Raw genomic sequence first — 17,994 nt, 5'->3', positions numbered from 1 at the left:
TCAGTCGATGATCTTGAGGCTGGTGCCCCAATTGAAGGACTGGTAGGCAGGGTTGGCCTGCAGCGCCATGACCAGGAGCTGGAATCCCTCGAGTTCACGGGCATGGTGCAGGCCGCCGACCTGCAGCGGGCGGAGACCGGCAGCCGCGGCGAAGGCTGCGACCTCATTGCGGGCTTCCTCGGAATCGGAGGCGATGAAGACATCCAACGGCAGCCCGCCGGCGGAGCCCGCGGCGAGCGGCCCCGCGAAGGTCGTATTAAAGGCCTTGACCACGCGGGCGCCCGGAAGCAGCGCGGCGATCTCTTCGGCAGCAGAGGTGCCGGGAGCCACGATGAGGGAGTCGAAGGTTTCCGTGTTGATCGGGTTGCTGATTTCCACCACGGTCTTTCCGGTCAGGGTATCGCCGAAATGCGTGGCGACCTCTTTGGCCGGGCCGAAATACAGGGCAAGCACCACGATGTCGCCGTCGGGGATCTCGCTGAGGCCCCCCGATGCCGTGTCGCCCCCGAGCTCGGCTGCGAGCTTGGCGGCGTGATCCGGGTTCCGGTCAAGAATCTGGACCTGGCGCCCGGCGGCCACGGCACGCGTGCCGATCGCCCCCGCCATGTTGCCGCTGCCGATGATAGTGATGTCTGACATGGTGCTTCCTTCCGGGATCTACCGCGACTTGCAGTTCAGGAACGCCCGCGGCCTTAGGCGGCCATGCCCGTGCCGGGGTGCGCACCGGCCGCGCGTTCGGCGTCGGCCAGGGCCGATTCCAGCCGTGCCACGGCCGGTGGGTACTCAGTTTCGGTCCGGCCGCGGAGGCGTTCGGCCGCCTTCATCGCCCTGATGAGGGCGGCCGTTTCCGGCTGCCTCGGGTCGCTCATGGCCGGGAAATCGATGCAGTATGCGGTGTCGAGTTCGTAGCGCCGCCACCGCGCCAGGGCGTTCCGGTGCCGGGTCTCCGCCGCCGCATTGGCGGCCATGGATTCCCTGGCAGCGAGCCGGGATTGCTTCCAGCGGAAAATCCGCGGCGTCCAGAAATAGGCGCCGACGGCGGTTGCGGCTGCCACCAGTCCGAGCACCAGGCCGGCCCACGGTGACGCAAGCGAGGAGAGAACCACGGCGGGGGCGACGACCGCGAGTCCCGCGAAGCCGTCCCAAAAGACGGCGTCAGGCAAACCGGCGTCGGCGTTCATATGTTTCCGCGCCAGATAGACCGAAACCGCCACGGTACAGGCAATGAGGACCGCGAGGGCGAGGAACTGCAAGATCCCCAGCGGGGCGGATCCTGGTAGGGACGGCATGCCACAACACCTCCGGAACACACTGCTTTGGGAACCGGTCCGGGCGGGCGCGGTTCCGCTAGTTCCATTGGATTCCTTGGAGCCCGGGCCGTCAATGGGCACCGCGGCCCGGCCCCGGCCGCAGCCCAGCCAGCCGGGTCCGCTGCGGATTCACGTGCGTCGGTTAACACGCCCCAGGCTTCGGCGTAGCCTAGGGCCCATGCGACTGAAAATGTGCAGCATCCACGTTAAGGACCCCGCCGCGGCCCACGAGTTCTACACCGGAACGCTGGGCTTTGAGACCCTCATGGCGTTGCCGGAGCACAACCTGTTCATCGTGAAGGACCCGGCCGCGGCCGGCGGAGGCGCTGTCGGGCTGCTGCTGGAACCCAGCGACAACCCGATCGGGGCTGCCTACATGAACGGGATCCACGACGCCGGGCTGCCGGCGATTGTTCTCGGGGTGACCGATGTCCGGGCCGAATACAAGCGGCTCGCGGCCAAGGGCGTGATGTTCCAGGCCGAGCCCTCCGAAGGGCCGTCGGGTTTATCAGTGGTGCTCGATGACGGGTGCGGCAACTTCGTCCAGCTGCATCAGGACTGAGGCGGCAGAGCGCCTACTCGGCGGTGGCGCGTGCCTTCTTGGCGTCCTTCTTCGCGGCTTCGTCCTTGACCCGCTGGGCTTCGGCGCGGACGGCGGCGTGGGTGGAGCGCTCGGCCACCAGCCAGGCGGGGGGAGCCTGCAGCAACGCGGTGATTTCCGCCGTCGTGAGCGCTTCTTCAACGCCGCCGCGGGTCAGTCCGCTGATGGAGACGTTCAGTTTCTGTGCCACCACCGGGCGGGGGTGCGGGCCGTTGCGGCGCAGTTCCGCCAGCCACTCCGGCGGGTTGGCCTGGAGCTCGGCGAAATCGGCGCGGGTGATGACCGAATCCTGGAACTCCTGGGGTGTTGCGGGCAGGTAGATGCCAAGCTTCTTGGCAACGGTGGCCGGCTTCATGGACTGGGAGTTTGCAGAGGTCATACTTCAAGGGTATCCGGCGCGGAGCCCGCACGGCACCACTGCAGGCGCCATTGGGCGGGAGCACGGACCCGACTGCGCGCCGCCCCGGGCGGTAGTGTGAACGTGTGTCCGCTGACGATGAATCCCCCCAGGCCCCCGACGTTTCTGCTCCCGAAGTGCGCGCGCTGCGCTTCGCCTACGTCGCCGGTGTGACCCCCGGCAAATGGATCCGGCGCTGGGAAGAGCGGATGCCTGAAGTTCCGCTGGACTCGTTCATGTCCGACGACGGCGCCCAGGTGGCCGTCCTGCGGGCCGGCGCTGCGGACCTGAGCTTCGTCCGCCTCCCGGTGGAGCGCGAGGGCCTCAGCGTCATCCCGCTGTACGAGGAGCAGCCCGTGGTCGTGGCGCCGAAGGGGCACGAAATCTCCTTGTTCGAGGAGGTGGACTTGGCGGACCTGTCCACAGAGACGTTCCTGGACGTCCAGGCGCTGGGCGGCCCCGCGATGGCCCTGCAGGTGGTGGCCTCCGGCGCCGGCCTCGTGATCCTGCCGATGTCCGTGGCCCGGCACTTCAACGTCAAGGACACCGTGGCGCGGAAGCTCACGGGGGCCCCGACCACCGAGATCGCCCTGGCCTGGCCCAGTGATTCCACGGATGAAGTGGTCGAGGAGTTCATCGGCATTGTCCGCGGCCGCACCGCAGCCAGCTCCCGCCAGCCGTCGGCGCAGCAGGGCAAACCCAAACGGGAACCCAAACCGGACCGGCGGGGCACCGGCGCCGGGGTCAAGAAGCCCAAGGTGGCTCAGCGCTACGCACCGAACCCGGACAAGGGCCGCGGCAAGGGATCCCGGAAGAAAGGCAAACGCTAGCTGCGGGTCCCGCCTTCCCTTTTCCCTATTGTTGCTCCCGGAGGCTGTAGCGGTGTTCGGGCCGTCCGGTGGCCCCGTAGCGCAGGTTGACGTCCACCGCGCCGTCCTCCACGAGGGCGGAGAGATACCGCTGCGCCGTAGCCCGGGAGATCCCGACGGCGGCGGAAACGTCGACGGCGGTCAGCGATTCCGGCGTCTGGCCAAGGGTGCCGAGCACCGCGGACTCCGTCACGGTCCGGGCCTTGGCCGAGCGGGTGTCCGAGGCATTGAGCTGGCGCAGGGCACGCTCCACGAGGTCCTGGTCCAGGGACGATTCCGAGGCCAGCATCCGCCGGTAACGGGCATAACCCCGGAGCTTGTCGGCGAGCTGCTTCTCGGAAAACGGTTTGATCAGATAGCCCAGCGCGCCCCGGCGCATCGCCTTGCGGACGGACGCCGCATCCGAAGCTGCGCTGAGGACAATCGCGTCGACGTCGAGCCCGCGCAGGATGTCCAGTCCGTTGCTGTCCGGCAGGTAGATGTCGATCAGAACCAGGTCCGGCCGGTAGGCCTGGATCGCTTCCAGCGCCGCGCCGCCCGTCCCGACAGGTTCCAGCGCCGTGTAGCCGGGAGCCGCGTTGACGTAGGTGGCGTGCAGCCTGGCGACGTGGAAGTCGTCGTCCACGATCTGGACCCGCAGGTCATCCTTCATTCCGTGTCCTTTCGTCGGGCCCGGTCAGGACCCCGGGCAGGCGGGCGCAGAAGACGGCCCCGGGTCCGCCGGCATTCCCCGGTGCAACGACCCAGACGTCCCCGCCCGAGCCCCTGGCGATCTGTCGGGAGAGGGACAGTCCGAGCCCTTCCCCGCGTCCCGTTGTCCCAGGCCCCGCTTCCCGGAGGAGGTCCGGCTCCGGACGGGCTTCGCGGCCGGACGTGGAGTACCCTTCGGTGAAGAGCGACTCAGGGTCCTCGTCCCGCAGCCCGTCTCCGGAATCGCCGACTGTCAGATACAGCGTGCCGTCGTCGCTGAGCAGCTCCACCTCAACCCACCGGTCCAGGCACGCCCCCCGGACGGCGGCGGCGACGGCGTTGTCCACCAGGTTGCCCAGGACCGTGGTGACGTTTTGCGGATCGGACACCGTCCCGGCAACCAGGGTCGCGTCGCCCAGGCGCAGCGGCACTCCCAGCTCCGCCGCGCGCAGCCCTTTCGCGCCAATGAAGGCCTGCAGGTAGGTATCGTCCAGCTTGCCGGCAAAGTCCACCGGGTACTTCAGGGGACCCGATTTCAGGGTCTCCTGCAGATAGCTGGCTGCCTCCTCGGGACGCCCGACGTTGAGCAACCCCGAGACGGCGTGCAGCCGGTTGGCGAATTCGTGCCGCTGCGCCCTCAATGCCGTGGAGAGGGCCCCGACGGCGTCCAGCTGGCGGCTGAGCGCCTCGACGTCGGTCCGGTCGCGGACCATCAGGACCCAGCCGAGCTTCCGGTGCCCCCGCACCACTTTCCGGGCTGTCATGATCAGCACCGAACCGTTCACCATGAGTTGCACGCTCTCCGCGCCGTCGGAGTTGCCGGGCTCGAGCAGGGCGAGCACCCGGGAGGGCAGGCCAAGTTCCCCGAGTGTTCGCCCGGACGTCCCTTCCAGGCCCAGGAGTCGGCGGGCCTTGCTGTTGCAGATCGTGACGCGTCCGTCTTCGGCGATGCCGAGAACGCCCTCGTCCACCCCGTAGAGCACGACCGCCTGGTCCTGCACGAGTTCACCGATCTCGGCCGGTTCCAGGCCCAGGGTGTGGATCCGGAGCCTTCGGCTCAGCAACGCTGTTCCGGCACCGCCCAGGGCCAGCGCGACGGCGGCGACGCCCAGGATCGGGAGGATGGCGGTCTGCAGGCCCGCCAGGACATCGCGGGTGGAAAACCCGACGCTGACTTCCCCAACGATGGACCGGCCGTCCGCGGACCACACCGGGACCTTGGACCGGACGGACGGTCCCAGGGTGCCCGTCTCCTGTACCGTGATTTCCTGCCCGGAAAGCGCCGCATCCGGGCTGGTGCTCACAGGCCGGCCGAGTTCAGCCGGGTTCGGGTGTGACCAGCGCATGCCGAACCGGTCTGTGACCACCACAAACAGCGCGTCGGTGCGGTCCCTGAGCACTTCGGCCAGTTGCTGGACGGGACCGGCCCGCAGCACGGAGTTCGCCGGGGTGGTGTCCGCGGCGGCCGCGGAGGCCAGTTGCGTGCGGACACTCTCCTCCACCGCCAGGCTCTGGGCTACGGCCAGGGATTTCGATCCGACCTCGTCGCTGAGGCGCTGGTAGGACAGCCATCCGTAGATGCCGGCCGTCAGAACGACCACGAGGACAACTACCGCCAATTGCAGGGCCAGCATCTTGGTCGAAAAGGCCATCCCCGGGGCGCGCGCCGCCCGGCGGTCTCCGACTTCGGGGACGACACTGTCCGCTGCTTGCAAGGGATCCTCATTCAGTTCACGCACCGGAGCCCGGTGACCCCGCACAACGTTAGGGCCATTGCCACCCTTCGCACCAGTAACTTGTGAGCACAATGCGCAAAAGGTGCACAACGGGTTGATTGGCGGCAATGGAGCTAAAGCGCGACGGCGTCGGGTTCCCCCCGTAGCGTCTTGTGACGTGGCCCACAGGCAGTCGAATTCCGGCAACTGGGCGGCAACACGCAAAGTGACGAAGGAGACACCATGCCAGGCAATAACGCGCCGCTGATCGAGTTGAAAGCGGCGACGAAAAGGTTCCCCAAGAACGGTGGGGGCATCCACACCGCGATCCGCGACGTGAACCTAAGCGTCGCCCCCGGCGAGTTTGTCGCCGTCGTCGGCCCGACGGGTTGCGGCAAATCCACCACCCTGTCCCTGATCTCGGGGCTGCAGCCGGCGTCAGAAGGCGAGACGTACGTCCGCGGGCAGCTGGTGACCAGCATCCCGGCGCGGGTGGGATACATGTTCCAGGCGGATGCGACGCTGCCCTGGCAGACGGTCCTCGACAATGTGGCGTCCGGTCCCCGCTACCGGGGCGCGTCCAAGGCCGAGGCCCGTGCCAAGGCCCGGGAATGGGTCGAGCGGGTGGGCCTGGGGAAGTTCGAGAAGTACTACCCGCACCAGCTCTCGGGCGGCATGCGCAAGAGGGTCGCGCTGGCCCAGACGCTGGTCAACGAGCCGGAAATCATGCTCATGGACGAACCGTTCAGCGCCCTGGATGTGCAGACGCGCCAGCTCATGCAGCAGGAACTCCTGCGGCTCTGGGGCGGCAGCGACGCGGCCGTCGTGTTCGTCACCCACGATCTCGAAGAGGCAATCGCACTGGCGGACCGCGTGGTGGTCATGACGGCCAGCCCGGCCACCATCAAGGCCGACTTCCGGGTGGATCTGCCCCGTCCCCGCGATGTGGAGGAGGTCCGGCTGACACCCGAGTTCCTGGCGATCTACCGCCAGGTCTGGGACAGCCTGCGCGACGAAGTGGAACAGGCCCGGGCCACCGCCGGCCAGCCCGATGCCAAGTAACAGCAACCAGTGAGGACAACGACGATGACGTCACCGACCATCAGTGCCCCGCCCGCCGCGCGGGGCCACCAGCTCAGCGCGGAAAGCGAGGCCGGCCTGCTTGCCGGGGCCCGCAGATCGAGGCGGAATGCCGCCTACAAGGTGTGGGCCCTGCGCGCAGTGATCGTCGCTGTGTGGCTTGGCAGCTGGGAACTGACCGCCACGTACCTGATTGACCCGTTCTTCTATTCCAAGCCGTCCCTGATCTGGGACCGCCTGATCCAGTGGTTCGCCTCCGGCACCCAGTTCGGGACCGTGTGGGAGAACATCGGCTACACCGTCCTGGAGGCTACGGCCGGGTTCGCCATCGGCACCGCGGCCGGGATCGTGCTGGGCGTGCTGCTCGGCCGCAGCCGCTACATGGCGGAGGTCTTTTCCCCGTTCATCAAGGCCGCCAACGCGGTTCCGCGCATCGTCCTGGCCGCCCTGTTCATCATCTGGTTCGGGTTCGGAATCAGCTCCAAGATCGCCACGGTGGTGGTCCTCGTGTTCTTCGCGGTGTTCTTCAACGCCTTCACCGGCGCCCGGGAAGTCGACGGCAACGTCGTCAACAACGCCAGGATCCTTGGGGCGAGCAAGCGCAAGATCCTGACCTCGATCGTGCTTCCCAGCGCCACCACCTGGATCCTCTCCTCACTCCACACGGCCTTCGGCTTCGCGCTCATCGGCGCAATCGTCGGCGAATACGCCGGGGCGAAACACGGCATGGGCATGCTCATCGCCAACGCCCAGGGCACCTTCGACTCCGCCGGCATCTACGCGGGCATGATCATCGTCACCGTTGTAGCGCTGCTGGCCGAATCCGGCATCACGGCGGCGGAAAACAAACTCCTCAAATGGCGGCCGTCCCAGGCCCAGACTCAGATCAAAGGAATCTAACACCATGAAAACGAAACTACAGCGACGTAGTGTCCAGGCCTCGGCCGTCCTCCTCAGCATCGCCGTGGCAGCGGGAGTAAGCGGCTGCCAGGATTCACGGGCCGCGGCCGTTGACAACGCCGCCTCGCCCGAGGTCAACATCATCGTCGGCGGCCTCGAGAAGGTCATCTACATGCCCGCCAAGCTCGCCGAGGGACTGGGCCTGTTCGAGAAGGAAGGGGTCAAGGTCAACCTGCTCGGGGAACAGTCCGGCGCCACAGCGGAAAACTCGCTCCTGACCGGCAATGCCCAAGGCGTCGAGGGGTTCTACGACCACACGATCGATCTGCAGGCCAAGGGGCAGTGCATCACCTCCGTCGTGCAACTGGCCAACATCCCGGGCGAAGCGGAGGTGGTGTCCGCCAGCAAGGCGGACTCCATCAAGTCTGCGGCCGACTTCGAAGGCAAGAACCTGGGCATCACCTCGCTGGGCTCATCGACAGACTTCCTGACCCAGGCCCTCGCCGGGCAGGCCGGCGTCAAGAGCTACACCCCTGCCAAGGTGGGTGCCGGCCAGACGTTCATCGCCGCCATGGACAACAACGGGATCGACGCCGGCATGACCACCGATCCGACAATTGCCCAGCTCGTGGAAACCGGCAAGGGCAAGGTCATGATCGACATGCGTACGGAGGAAGGGACCCGCAAGGCCCTCGGCGGTCTCTATCCGGCGGCGTCCGTGTACATGAGCTGTGACTTCGTCAAGAAGAACCCGCAGACCGTGCAGAAGGTGGCCAACGCCTTTGTCGGGGCGCTTCGCTTCATCAACAGCCACAGCGCCGCCGAGATCGCCGCCAAGATGCCGAAGGAATACGCCAACGCAGGCCAGGCCCTCTATGAGAAGTCCATCAACGACACCAAGACCATGTTCAACAACGACGGAAAGATGGACGCCGACGGCGCCAAGAACGTCCTGAGCATCCTGGACAAGTACTCGACGAACGTGAAGGGCAAGGGGTCCTCGATCGACCTGGGCAAGACCTACACTACGGAATTCGTGGACAAGGTCCCCGCCGCAAAATAGCGGCATGCCTTAAACTCAAAGCAGACATAAACACTGACGTAAAAAGCGGGTGCGCCCCGGGCTTTCTCCCGCCCGGGCGCACCCGCTTTCGTTGTCTGAAGGGCAGAAGTAGGCTCAGGGCGTGGATATTGTCGAATTCTTATCCGAACGGATCAGGGACGACGAAGCTGCCGCACGGAGACTGTTGACAGACCCTTCGGTCTCGGAGTCCGGCAAATGGTACGAATGGCGCCTGCTCCGCGAATGCGAGGCAAAGCGGCGGCTTCTGGGCATCATCGAATCCGCACGGCAGGGCGCCCTGGCCGCGATGGTCACGAGCGCGCCCGGGGATACCGCGTGGACCCCGGACGTCATCGAGTGGACGACGCTTTCGCTGAACGCCCTTGCCTTCCCGTACTCGGATCACCCCGACTTTGAGCCCGCCTGGCAGCTGTCCCCGTAAGACCGTTGACGGGGAGGCCCTTCGCTCCGGTGACGCGGAATCGAAAGATTGTTGAACAATCCGAGAATTTGGTGCATCCTAGATAGGGGCCCATCAATGAGACGAGGATCACAATGCCAACCATCGACCTGAACAGCGACGTCGGGGAGTCCTACGGACGCTGGACCCTGGGAGATGACACGGCCATGTTCCGCTCTGTCTCCAGTGCCAACGTGGCCTGCGGTTTCCATGCCGGTGACCCCAGCGTGATCCGCCAGACCTGCCGGGCCGCCGTCGCAGCCGGCGTCATGATCGGTGCCCACGTGGGCTACCGGGACCTCGCCGGCTTCGGCCGCCGCTTCCTGGACATCGATCCCAACGAACTGGCGGACGACGTCGTCTACCAGATCGGCGCGCTGCAGGCGCTGGCCGCGGCCGAAGGCGGCCGCGTCATGTACGTCAAACCGCACGGCGGGCTCTACAACGCGATCGTGGCACACACCAAGCAGGCGAAGGCCGTCGTCGACGCCGTGAAGTCCGTTGATCCCAACCTGCCCATCCTCGGGCTTCCGGGCTCGGAAGTGCTCCGCCTGGCCGAGGACGCCGGACTCCGCGCGGTGACCGAAGCCTTCGCGGACCGGGCCTACAACCCGGATGGCACCCTTGTCTCCCGCACGCTCCCCGGAGCAGTCCTGCACGACCACGCCGAAGTCACGGAGCATGTCCTCCGGATGGCTTCCGATTCCGCCGTCCGCGCGATCGACGGCTCCATCCTGAAGATCCGTGCCGAAAGCATCTGCGTCCACGGAGATTCCCCGGGAGCCGTCGCGATGGCTGCCGCAGTGAGGAAGGCGCTCTCCGGCGCCGGCATCACCACCGCGGCTTTCGTCTAAGCCGCCCGCACCCAGCACAGGCAGCACCCCGCACACCTGGAGGAAAACCATGTCCGCACAGCACCAGGCCGCCCCGGCCGCCGCCCCAAGGAAGCTGCCACCCGGCGCCCTGAAGGCCTACATCGCAAGCCTCACCGGCACCTCGCTGGAGTACTACGACTTCGCCATCTACTCCGTGGCCTCGGCGCTCGTGTTCCCCAAGATCTTCTTCCCGGGCAACAACGAATTCGTCGGCCTGCTGCTCTCCTTCTCGGCGTTCGCGGTGGGCTACCTCGCACGCCCCATCGGCGGCGTGATCTTCGGCCGCCTGGGGGACAAGATCGGCCGCAAGCACGTCCTGGTCGTCACGCTCATGCTCATCGGCGCCGCCACCGTGCTGATCGGCGCGCTCCCGGACTACTCGGTCATCGGCGTCGCAGCACCGGCCATCCTGGTCCTCCTCAGGCTCGCCCAGGGGATCGGCGTCGGCGGCGAATGGGGCGGAGCCGTCCTGCTCTCCAGCGAATTCGGCACTGCCAGCAAGCGCGGGTTCTGGTCTTCCGCCGCCCAGATCGGGCCGCCGGCCGGCAACCTGATGGCCAACGGCGTCCTGGCTCTCCTCGCCGCGATGCTCAGCAACGCGGAGTTCCTGTCCTGGGGCTGGCGTGTGGCTTTCCTCGCCTCCGCACTCCTGGTGATTTTCGGTCTGCTGATCCGGCTGAAGCTGGAGGAAACCCCCGTCTTCAAGGCGATCCAGGCCCACGGCGAGCAACCGAAGGCTCCCATCAAGGAGGTCTTCACCAAGGAACCGCGGGCCCTCGTGGCCGCAGCCCTGTCCCGTGTCTGCCCCGACGTCCTCTACGCTCTCTTCACCGTCTTCGTGGCCGTCTACGCGACAAAGCAGCTGGGTATGACCACCGGCAACGTCCTCGGCGCCATCCTGATCGGCTCCGCGTTCCAGCTCGTCCTGATCCCCGCGGCCGGCGCCCTCACGGACCGTTTCAACCGCCGCGTCGTCTACGGTGCCGCCGCCGTCGGTACCGCCGTGTACATCCCGCTGTTCTTCCTCATGATCGAGGGCAAGTCCGTCCTCATGCTCACCATCGGCGTCGTGATCGGCCTGGCCTTCCACGCATTCATGTACGGCCCGCAGGCCGCCTACATTACCGAGCAGTTCCCGGCCCGGCTGCGCTACGCGGGCAGCTCGCTGGCCTACACCCTGGCCGGCGTGATCGGCGGCGCCGTGGCGCCACTGATCTTCACGGCACTCTACGCGGCGACCGGCAGCTGGTTCCTGATCGCCGGCTACCTTGGGCTCTCCTCCCTTGTGACCGTGATCGGCCTGGCCCTCGGACGCAACCCCCAGACCCAGGAAGAAGAACGGCTCCTGCAGGAATCCCGCGCCTGAGCGGCGCGGATCCTGTTCCCCGGCACCGGCAATGATTGAGGCAGCAATGGAAATCCTGACAGTTCCGACGGGCGCACTGAAGAAGGTCCGCTCCGTGCGGCCGGTGGGGACGCGCGCGGTCCTCGCCGAGCTCTCGGGCACCCAGGACGTGCTCGCCCTGCAGGCACTGCTCCTTGAGAATCCGCTGCCGGGTCAGCAGGACATCCTGGCCGCCGCTGAGACCGTCCTGGTCAAGGCGGATTCGCCGGCGTCGGCCCGGCGCATCGCCGGCCTCCTGCTCGAGCTCGACCTCTCGACTCCGGCCCACCAGGCCGGTGGCCTGGTGGTCATCGACACCGTGTACGACGGCGAGGACCTCGCCGAAGTGGGCGGGCTGACCGGCCTCGGGCCCGACGGCGTGATAGCCGCCCACTCCGCCCAGGTCTGGACCGTGGCCTTCGCAGGCTTCGCCCCCGGCTTCGGCTACATGCTGGGGGAGAACCACGCCCTCGAGGTGCCCCGCCGCGGCTCACCGCGGACCGCCGTCCCGGCAGGCTCGGTGGCGCTGGCCGGCAACTACTCGGCCGTCTATCCGCGCCGTTCCCCCGGCGGCTGGCAGCTGATCGGCCGCACGGACGCAAGGATGTGGGACCTGGACCGGGAGCAGCCCGCGCTGGCGCCCCCCGGCCACCGCGTGCAGTTCCGCGCCGTCCGGGCTGCGGTGACCCTGACCGAACCCGCTGCGGCGGCCGAAAAGCCCCGGGACGTGGTGTCCGGACTCCGGATCGTGTCGCCCGGGCTGCACAGCCTCATCCAGGACCTTGGGCGGCACGGCCACTCGGCCTTGGGCGTCTCAGCGGCCGGGGCGTTGGACCGGGCCTCGCTGCGCCGGGCCAACCGCCTCGTGGGGAACGAGCCGTCGGCCGCCGCCATCGAGACCGTCGCTGGCGGCCTCAAGGTCCAGGCGGTCGGGGACCAGGTCCTGGCGGTTGCGGGGGCGCCGTCGGAGCTGACCGTCGTGTCGCCGCCGGAAGCTGGCTCCGGGGAACCCGGGCGCCGGCGCACCGTCCCGATGGCCACCCCGTTCGCCCTGCTCGACGGGGAAACCCTCACGCTCGGTGCGCCGGAGGCCGGATTCCGCAGCTACGTTTCCCTCCGCGGCGGCGTGGACACCGCGCCGGTGCTCGGCAGCCGCTCCACGGACACCATGTCCGGCATCGGGCCCGCCGCGCTGACGGCCGGCCAGGTCGTCGCCTCCGGCGGAGACTCCGCATCCGGCGTCGTCGGGCATCCTGAACTTCAGCCGGACTATCCCGGCACCGGGGTGACCGTCCTCGACGTCGTCCCCGGGCCGCGCGCGGACTGGTTCGACCAGGGCGCGCTAAATTCCTTCTGCACCCAGGAATGGGACGTGCTGCCGCAGTCCAACCGGGTGGGCATGCGCCTGCAGGGAAGCCCGCTGCAGCGCACCCGCCAGGGCGAACTGCCCAGCGAGGGCACCGTTGCCGGGGCCATCCAGATCCCGCCGGAAGGCCTGCCCGTGCTCTTCCTGGCCGACCACCCGGTCACCGGCGGCTACCCTGTGATCGCTGTCGTGGTGGACCACCAGCTCGACACCGCAGCCCAGGTCCCGATCGGCGGGAAGATCCGCTTCCGGTGGGTTGGGGTGCCCGCCTCTGCCGAAAATGCTGCCGCTCCTGCGGCCACCGCCACCGAACACGTCACCACCGAAGAAGAAGCGAGTAACTGATGCGCAAGGTCCTGATCGCCAACCGTGGAGAAATCGCGGTCCGGATTGCCCGGGCCTGCGACGACGCGCAGCTGGGCTCCGTCGCCGTGTACGCCGACATCGACGCCGATGCCCTGCACGTCTCCGCTGCCGACGAGGCCTACGCCCTGGGCGGCAATTCGCCCGCGGAGACGTACCTGAACATCCCGAAGCTCCTCGCGGCGGCGGCCACGTCCGGGGCCGACGCCGTGCACCCCGGCTACGGCTTCCTCTCCGAAAACGCCGACTTCGCCCAGGCGGTCCTGGACGCCGGCCTGACCTGGATCGGCCCGACGCCGGAGGCCATCCGCCTGCTCGGCAACAAGATCACCGCCCGCGACGCCGCCGTCCGGGCCGGTGCGCCGCTCGTCGCAGGCAGCGACGGTCCCGTGGACACGGCGGCCGAGGCCCGTGCCTTCGCCGAACAGCACGGCCTCCCGATCGCCATCAAGGCGGCCTTCGGCGGCGGCGGCCGCGGCATGAAGGTGGTCCGGGTCCTGGACGAGGTCGAGGAAGCCTTCGACTCGGCCGTCCGCGAGGCCATCGCCGCGTTCGGCCGCGGCGAGTGCTTCGTGGAGCGCTACCTGGACCGTCCGCGCCACGTCGAGGCGCAGGTCCTGGCGGACACGCACGGGAACGTCGTCGTCGTCGGAACCCGCGACTGCTCCCTGCAGCGCCGGCACCAGAAGCTCCTCGAGGAGGCTCCCGCACCGTTCCTCAGCGACGAGCAGACCACCCTGATTTACGATGCCGCCAAGGCCGTCTGCCGGGAGGCCGGCTATTCCGGCGCCGGCACGGTGGAGTTCCTCGTCGCGGCCGACGGCACCGTGGCGTTCCTGGAGGTCAACACGCGCCTGCAGGTGGAGCACCCCATCACCGAGGAGACCACCGGCATCGACCTCGTGCAGGAACAGTTCCGCATCGCCGCGGGGGAGCCGCTGCGCTTGACGGCGGATCCGGCGCCGCGCGGGCACGCGTTTGAGTTCCGGCTCAACGCCGAGGACGTCGGACGCGGCTTCCTGCCCTCGCCCGGGACCATCGGCGAGTTCTCCGGCCCCACCGGCCCCGGGATCCGCCTCGACACCGGGGTCCGGGCCGGCTCGTTCGTCGCGCCGCAGTTCGATTCCCTGCTCGCGAAGCTGATCGTCACCGGCGCGGACCGCCAGCAGGCACTGCGCCGGGCCCGCCGGGCGCTGTCGGAGATGAGCATCACCGGCGTGGCCACCGTGCTGCCCTTCCACCGGGCCGTGCTCGAGTCCCCGGACTTCACCTCCGAGGCCGGCCTGGGCATCCACACGCGCTGGATTGAGACCGACTTCGCGGACCGGATCCCGGCCGATCCGGGCTTCAGCACTGCTGCGCCAGACGGCGAACGCCGGACCATCACCGTCGAGGTGGACGGCCGCCGGCTGGCGGTCGGCCTGCCCGCGGACCTGCTGGACGGCTGGGCGCGCTCGGGCGGACCGCTGCCGGCCGGAGTATCCGTGGACAGGGCATCCGACGGCGGCGCTGCCGCGGCTGACCCGGGGGAGCTCCGCGCCGACATGGCCGGGACCGTGGTGAAGTGGCTCGTGGCGCCCGGCGCCGAGGTGGCGGCGGGGGACCCGGTCGTGGTCCTGGAAGCGATGAAGATGGAAACCCAGGTCTCCGCGCACCGCGGCGGGACCGTGACGGACGTCCGGGCTGAAGCCGGCGGCGTGGTGGCTGCCGGAGCCGTGCTCGCACTGATCGGGTAGCCCCCGGGGATTAGGCGGGCCGCGGCCTACTTGCTGAGGTCCCGGGTGAGGATCTTGAAGCCTACGCCGCGTCCCAGGCCTTGTTCGAATGCCAGGGTGAACCACAGTTTGACGAAATCATCGACGATGCCGGACCGGGTGGCGTCGCCGACGCGGATGGGGCGGAGCCCGGTGGCGCCGATGAGCTGTTCCACGGTTTCCTGGCCCGGTCCGGCGGGTCCGGCGTAGAGCATGTCGCCGTTCACGCCGTCATAATCGGCGTCGGCGAAGTTCTCCCACCCGAGGCTGTTGAACGCCCGGTAGACGCGGGCGGCGGGTGCGTGCTTGCTGATGAGGGCGATGCTGTTCATCGTTGCGCCGCCGGTGTTGTTGGTGGCGTCAATGACGATCCTGTCGCCGAGGGCTGCTGCCATGTCCGGTACGGCATGTTCCATGGCGGCGCCGTTGATGGCCACCAGGACGACATCCGCGGAAGCGATGGCGTTGTTAATGGTGCCGCGGGCGGCCCCGATGCCGTCCGCGAAGGCGGTGAGGTCGGCGTCGTCGGGGGAGCGGACGCCGAACACCACCGGGTAACCGGCTTCGGTCCAGCGCCGGGCCAAGGTGCGTCCGATGATGCCGGCGCCGATCACGGCGAGCTTGGGCTGGTTCACGGGTTTCTCGATTCTGGGTGTGGAGGTGCGGGTGGGGCGGGTTCCCGGTGCCGCCCCCCCCCGGGGCGGCACCGGGAACCCCGTGCAGTGTCAAACGCCGGGCAGTGTCAGCTGACGTGCACGCCGCCGTCGACGTCGATGACCGTTCCGGTGACGAAGGTGTTGGTCATCAGGAACAGCGCGGCGTGGGCCACATCCTCGGCGTTGCCGACGCGGCCGGCCGGGACGGCGCTGCCGTAGCCGGCGTACATGCCCTGGCGCATTTCCTCGGGCATGCCGGCATACGCGGGGGTGTCGACCAGGCCGGGGGCGATCACATTGACCCGGACCGGGGCGAGGTCGACGGCGTTGGCCTTGCCGAACGCTTCGAGGGCGGCGTTCACGGCGGCCATGACGGGCCGGCCGGGGGCGTGCTTACGGCTCGCGGCGCCGCCGACCAGGGTGATTGAGCCGTCGCGGGCAATCGTGCCGGAGGCCGCGCGGACGGCGTCGTAGTAGCCCCAGAATTTGATGTCCATGAACGGCCGCGCCTCGGCGGAGGCGAGCTCACGTACCGTGCCCATCGCACCCGGCCCGGCGGACAGGACCAGGTGATCGATGGCACCGAGGCGGCCGAACAGTGCTTCAACCGAGGCAGTGTCCGAGATGTCGACCTGCTCGGCGCGCACGGGTGCGCTGAAGCTGCCCTCGGCGCCCTGCGGGTCGCGGCTGGCGACCGTCACGGTCGCCCCGGCAGCCAGTGCCTGTTCCGCCGCGGCGCGGCCGATGCCGGAAGTGCCGCCGACGACGACGACGTGCTTGCCCGCCAGTGCGAAGGCGGCGTGCGGGCTCTGTGAAACAACAGTCATGGTGCGGAATCCGTTCAGTCCGGTTGCGCTCCATCGTTGTGACGGAACGTTCTCATACAATCTTGTGACGGAACGTTCCGTCTGTCAAACTGGTGGGAGAACAGACCATATTCCGCCCGTCGCCGGGCCGGAAGCTGGACACCGACTCTAGGCACCAGACGCTAAACAACAGAAGGCAGGAAGAACATGCCGCGCAAGACGGCCGAAGAGAACCGACAGCACGTGCTGGCCACCGCCGGTCCCTTGTTCTACCGCCAGGGCATCCGGGCCGTCGGCATGGACCAGATCATCAAGGCAGCGGGGGTCGGCAACGCCACCGTCTACCGGCAGTTCCCCACGAAGGACCATCTGGCGACCGCCTATGTCCAGGAGCGTGCGGATGCCTGGTTCGACAGAATGCGGACGGCTGCGGCTGCACTCGAGGATCCCCGCGGGAAGCTCCTGGCCGCCTTCGAGGTCACTTCCGGTGATATCGCCGGCGCTACGTACCGTGGGTGCCCGATGCTGAACACCCATACCGAGTTTCCGGATCCCCACCATGCGGCGCACGCGGTGGCAGTCGCGCACAAACGGCAGGTGTGCGACTGGTTCCGCAGCCTCGCCGAGGACGCCGGCGCCGCGGCTCCCCAAGCGCTGGCGGAGCAACTCCTGCTCATCCTGAACGGGACACTGGCGACGGCCGCCGTCCTGGGCGCGGACGGTCCCGCCAGGCAGGGCCAGGCCCTGGCCCGCCAGTTGGTCGAATCGGCCTGCCCGTAGGGAACCGGACCCTGACATGGCCTGCGCAGTATCCGCTGCGCCGGGGATGTCACATGCGGGCGAGTCTTGCCTTCACGACCAGGAAGAGGCCGTAACAGATCAGGCCGGCGCCGACGGCAATGAGCAGATACACCCCGTACGGCTGCTCGCGGAGGGCCTTGAGCCCGCCGTCGAGGCCGGTGGACTCCTGCGGGCGGGCGCTGACGGTGGCAATGATGAACAGCAATCCCACCAGAAACAGTGCGATGCCCTCGGCGATGTAGCCGGTCATGCCCAGCCCTGTCACCACGGACCGGCCGGTGTCCGACGGCGGCAGCCGCAGATCCTCCTTGAACGATGCCTTGAACCCGCGGACGGCGAAGACGATTCCGACGACGGCGATCCCGGCCCCGATGGCGATCAGCAGTAACGGACCCCCGGGTGCTTTCATGATCGAGACCGTGAGATCGCTCGTGGACTGTCCGCTATTCTTGCTGTGCCCGCTCGCGAAGGCAGCAAACGTCAATGCCATGGCGGCGTACACCACGGCCTTGCCGCCTGCCGAAAGCCGGCTCCCCAGCTTCTTCTTGGCGTCCAGCTGCCCGTAGCCGAACAAGGCGTTGCCGGTCAGCCACAGCGCCAGCGCGACACAGGCGGAGAACCCGGTCCACAGCAGCAGCGGCCCCCCGGGCTGGCCGGCGAGTTGGGCGACGGCACCGCCCTGGTCGGCCTGTCCCGCCTTGCCGAAGGCCAGCTGGATGGCGACGGAGCCAATCAGGATGTGCAAGAGGCCGCTGACGGCGAAACCGGCCCTGGCAGCGGTCACAAGGGCCCGGGAATGCGATGCCTCTTCGACCGCATTCGCGGCGTCGTCCAGCTCCCTCATGATTTTCCGATCCTCGGCGCAGGCGGGCACGCTATTGCGGTGGCGCTCAACACGCTTATT

At 68.3% G+C, this 17,994-nt stretch carries 19 protein-coding genes; 11 read left to right on the top strand and 8 right to left on the bottom strand.

The window, feature by feature from the left end:
• Both AC1DES_RS11610 and AC1DES_RS11605 read right to left on the bottom strand, forming a co-directional pair.
• Window positions 1-639 (bottom strand): NADPH-dependent F420 reductase, encoded by a 639-nt coding sequence (locus AC1DES_RS11610; RefSeq protein ID WP_476895849.1) that lies wholly within the window; start codon window positions 637-639, stop codon window positions 1-3.
• Window positions 640-692: 53 nt separating this feature from the next.
• On the bottom strand, window positions 693-1,289 hold the full coding sequence (locus AC1DES_RS11605; protein ID WP_476895848.1) for a hypothetical protein: 597 nt from the start codon (window positions 1,287-1,289) through the stop codon (window positions 693-695).
• Between the two features lie 199 nt (window positions 1,290-1,488).
• On the opposite strand from AC1DES_RS11605, the gene AC1DES_RS11600 reads away from it, so the two are divergent.
• Complete coding sequence (locus tag AC1DES_RS11600; protein ID WP_476895847.1) at window positions 1,489-1,872, top strand: VOC family protein; 384 nt, start codon at window positions 1,489-1,491, stop codon at window positions 1,870-1,872.
• Between the two features lie 13 nt (window positions 1,873-1,885).
• Here AC1DES_RS11600 and AC1DES_RS11595 read toward each other — a convergent pair whose 3' ends face one another.
• The gene (locus AC1DES_RS11595; RefSeq protein ID WP_476895846.1) at window positions 1,886-2,290 is read right to left on the bottom strand and encodes a DUF5997 family protein; all 405 of its coding nucleotides are present in this window, start codon (window positions 2,288-2,290) and stop codon (window positions 1,886-1,888) included.
• Window positions 2,291-2,394: 104 nt separating this feature from the next.
• Between AC1DES_RS11595 and AC1DES_RS11590 the strand changes: the two genes are divergently transcribed.
• Window positions 2,395-3,138, top strand: a complete 744-nt coding sequence (locus AC1DES_RS11590; protein ID WP_476895845.1) for a LysR family substrate-binding domain-containing protein — start codon at window positions 2,395-2,397, stop codon at window positions 3,136-3,138.
• A gap of 25 nt (window positions 3,139-3,163) precedes the next feature.
• On the opposite strand, the gene AC1DES_RS11585 is transcribed toward AC1DES_RS11590, so the two are convergent.
• Both AC1DES_RS11585 and AC1DES_RS11580 read right to left on the bottom strand, forming a co-directional pair.
• The gene (locus AC1DES_RS11585; RefSeq protein ID WP_476895844.1) at window positions 3,164-3,829 is read right to left on the bottom strand and encodes a response regulator; all 666 of its coding nucleotides are present in this window, start codon (window positions 3,827-3,829) and stop codon (window positions 3,164-3,166) included.
• Entirely contained in the window at window positions 3,819-5,582 is a 1,764-nt protein-coding gene (locus AC1DES_RS11580) for a sensor histidine kinase (protein ID WP_476895843.1), read from the bottom strand. Before AC1DES_RS11580 ends, AC1DES_RS11585 begins: the two co-directional genes overlap by 11 nt.
• A 243-nt stretch (window positions 5,583-5,825) precedes the next feature.
• Here AC1DES_RS11580 and AC1DES_RS11575 point away from each other — a divergent pair, with 243 nt between their 5' ends.
• The 8 genes from AC1DES_RS11575 to AC1DES_RS11540 all read left to right on the top strand — a co-directional run bounded on the left by AC1DES_RS11575 (window position 5,826) and on the right by AC1DES_RS11540 (window position 14,809).
• Window positions 5,826-6,644 (top strand): ABC transporter ATP-binding protein, encoded by an 819-nt coding sequence (locus AC1DES_RS11575; protein ID WP_476895842.1) that lies wholly within the window; start codon window positions 5,826-5,828, stop codon window positions 6,642-6,644.
• A 24-nt stretch (window positions 6,645-6,668) separates the two neighbouring features.
• Window positions 6,669-7,562, top strand: coding sequence for an ABC transporter permease (locus AC1DES_RS11570; protein ID WP_476895841.1), 894 nt, complete (start codon window positions 6,669-6,671; stop codon window positions 7,560-7,562).
• 4 nt (window positions 7,563-7,566) lie between these two features.
• Entirely contained in the window at window positions 7,567-8,625 is a 1,059-nt protein-coding gene (locus AC1DES_RS11565) for an ABC transporter substrate-binding protein (RefSeq protein ID WP_476895840.1), read from the top strand.
• A gap of 121 nt (window positions 8,626-8,746) precedes the next feature.
• Window positions 8,747-9,067 carry a DUF6221 family protein gene (locus tag AC1DES_RS11560; RefSeq protein ID WP_476895839.1) on the top strand — a complete coding sequence of 107 codons (321 nt, stop codon included), beginning with the start codon at window positions 8,747-8,749 and terminating at the stop codon, window positions 9,065-9,067.
• Window positions 9,068-9,180: 113 nt separating this feature from the next.
• Window positions 9,181-9,939: a LamB/YcsF family protein gene (locus AC1DES_RS11555; protein ID WP_476895838.1), complete on the top strand. Its 759-nt coding sequence runs from the start codon at window positions 9,181-9,183 to the stop codon at window positions 9,937-9,939.
• A 49-nt stretch (window positions 9,940-9,988) separates the two neighbouring features.
• A complete protein-coding gene (locus AC1DES_RS11550) occupies window positions 9,989-11,326 on the top strand; it encodes an MFS transporter (protein WP_476895837.1) in 1,338 nt (445 codons plus the stop codon).
• A 31-nt stretch (window positions 11,327-11,357) separates the two neighbouring features.
• Window positions 11,358-13,055, top strand: a complete 1,698-nt coding sequence (locus tag AC1DES_RS11545; protein ID WP_476895836.1) for a 5-oxoprolinase subunit B/C family protein — start codon at window positions 11,358-11,360, stop codon at window positions 13,053-13,055.
• Window positions 13,055-14,809: an acetyl/propionyl/methylcrotonyl-CoA carboxylase subunit alpha gene (locus tag AC1DES_RS11540; protein WP_476895835.1), complete on the top strand. Its 1,755-nt coding sequence runs from the start codon at window positions 13,055-13,057 to the stop codon at window positions 14,807-14,809. The genes AC1DES_RS11545 and AC1DES_RS11540 overlap by 1 nt, the downstream gene beginning before the upstream one ends.
• Window positions 14,810-14,835: 26 nt before the next feature.
• Here the strand turns inward: AC1DES_RS11540 and AC1DES_RS11535 are convergent, their stop codons facing one another.
• Both AC1DES_RS11535 and AC1DES_RS11530 read right to left on the bottom strand, forming a co-directional pair.
• Entirely contained in the window at window positions 14,836-15,462 is a 627-nt protein-coding gene (locus AC1DES_RS11535) for an NADPH-dependent F420 reductase (protein ID WP_476895834.1), read from the bottom strand.
• 107 nt (window positions 15,463-15,569) lie between these two features.
• Window positions 15,570-16,310 carry an SDR family oxidoreductase gene (locus AC1DES_RS11530; RefSeq protein ID WP_476895833.1) on the bottom strand — a complete coding sequence of 247 codons (741 nt, stop codon included), beginning with the start codon at window positions 16,308-16,310 and terminating at the stop codon, window positions 15,570-15,572.
• 186 nt (window positions 16,311-16,496) lie between these two features.
• Between AC1DES_RS11530 and AC1DES_RS11525 the strand changes: the two genes are divergently transcribed.
• Window positions 16,497-17,069, top strand: coding sequence for a TetR/AcrR family transcriptional regulator (locus AC1DES_RS11525; RefSeq protein WP_476895832.1), 573 nt, complete (start codon window positions 16,497-16,499; stop codon window positions 17,067-17,069).
• 49 nt (window positions 17,070-17,118) lie between these two features.
• On the opposite strand, the gene AC1DES_RS11520 is transcribed toward AC1DES_RS11525, so the two are convergent.
• Window positions 17,119-17,934, bottom strand: coding sequence for a DUF1206 domain-containing protein (locus tag AC1DES_RS11520; protein ID WP_476895831.1), 816 nt, complete (start codon window positions 17,932-17,934; stop codon window positions 17,119-17,121).
• Between the last annotated feature and the right edge of the window lie 60 nt (window positions 17,935-17,994).

Source organism: Arthrobacter sp. 05T442 (assembly GCF_056395945.1).
This window is presented reverse-complemented; position numbering and strand designations above follow the sequence as displayed.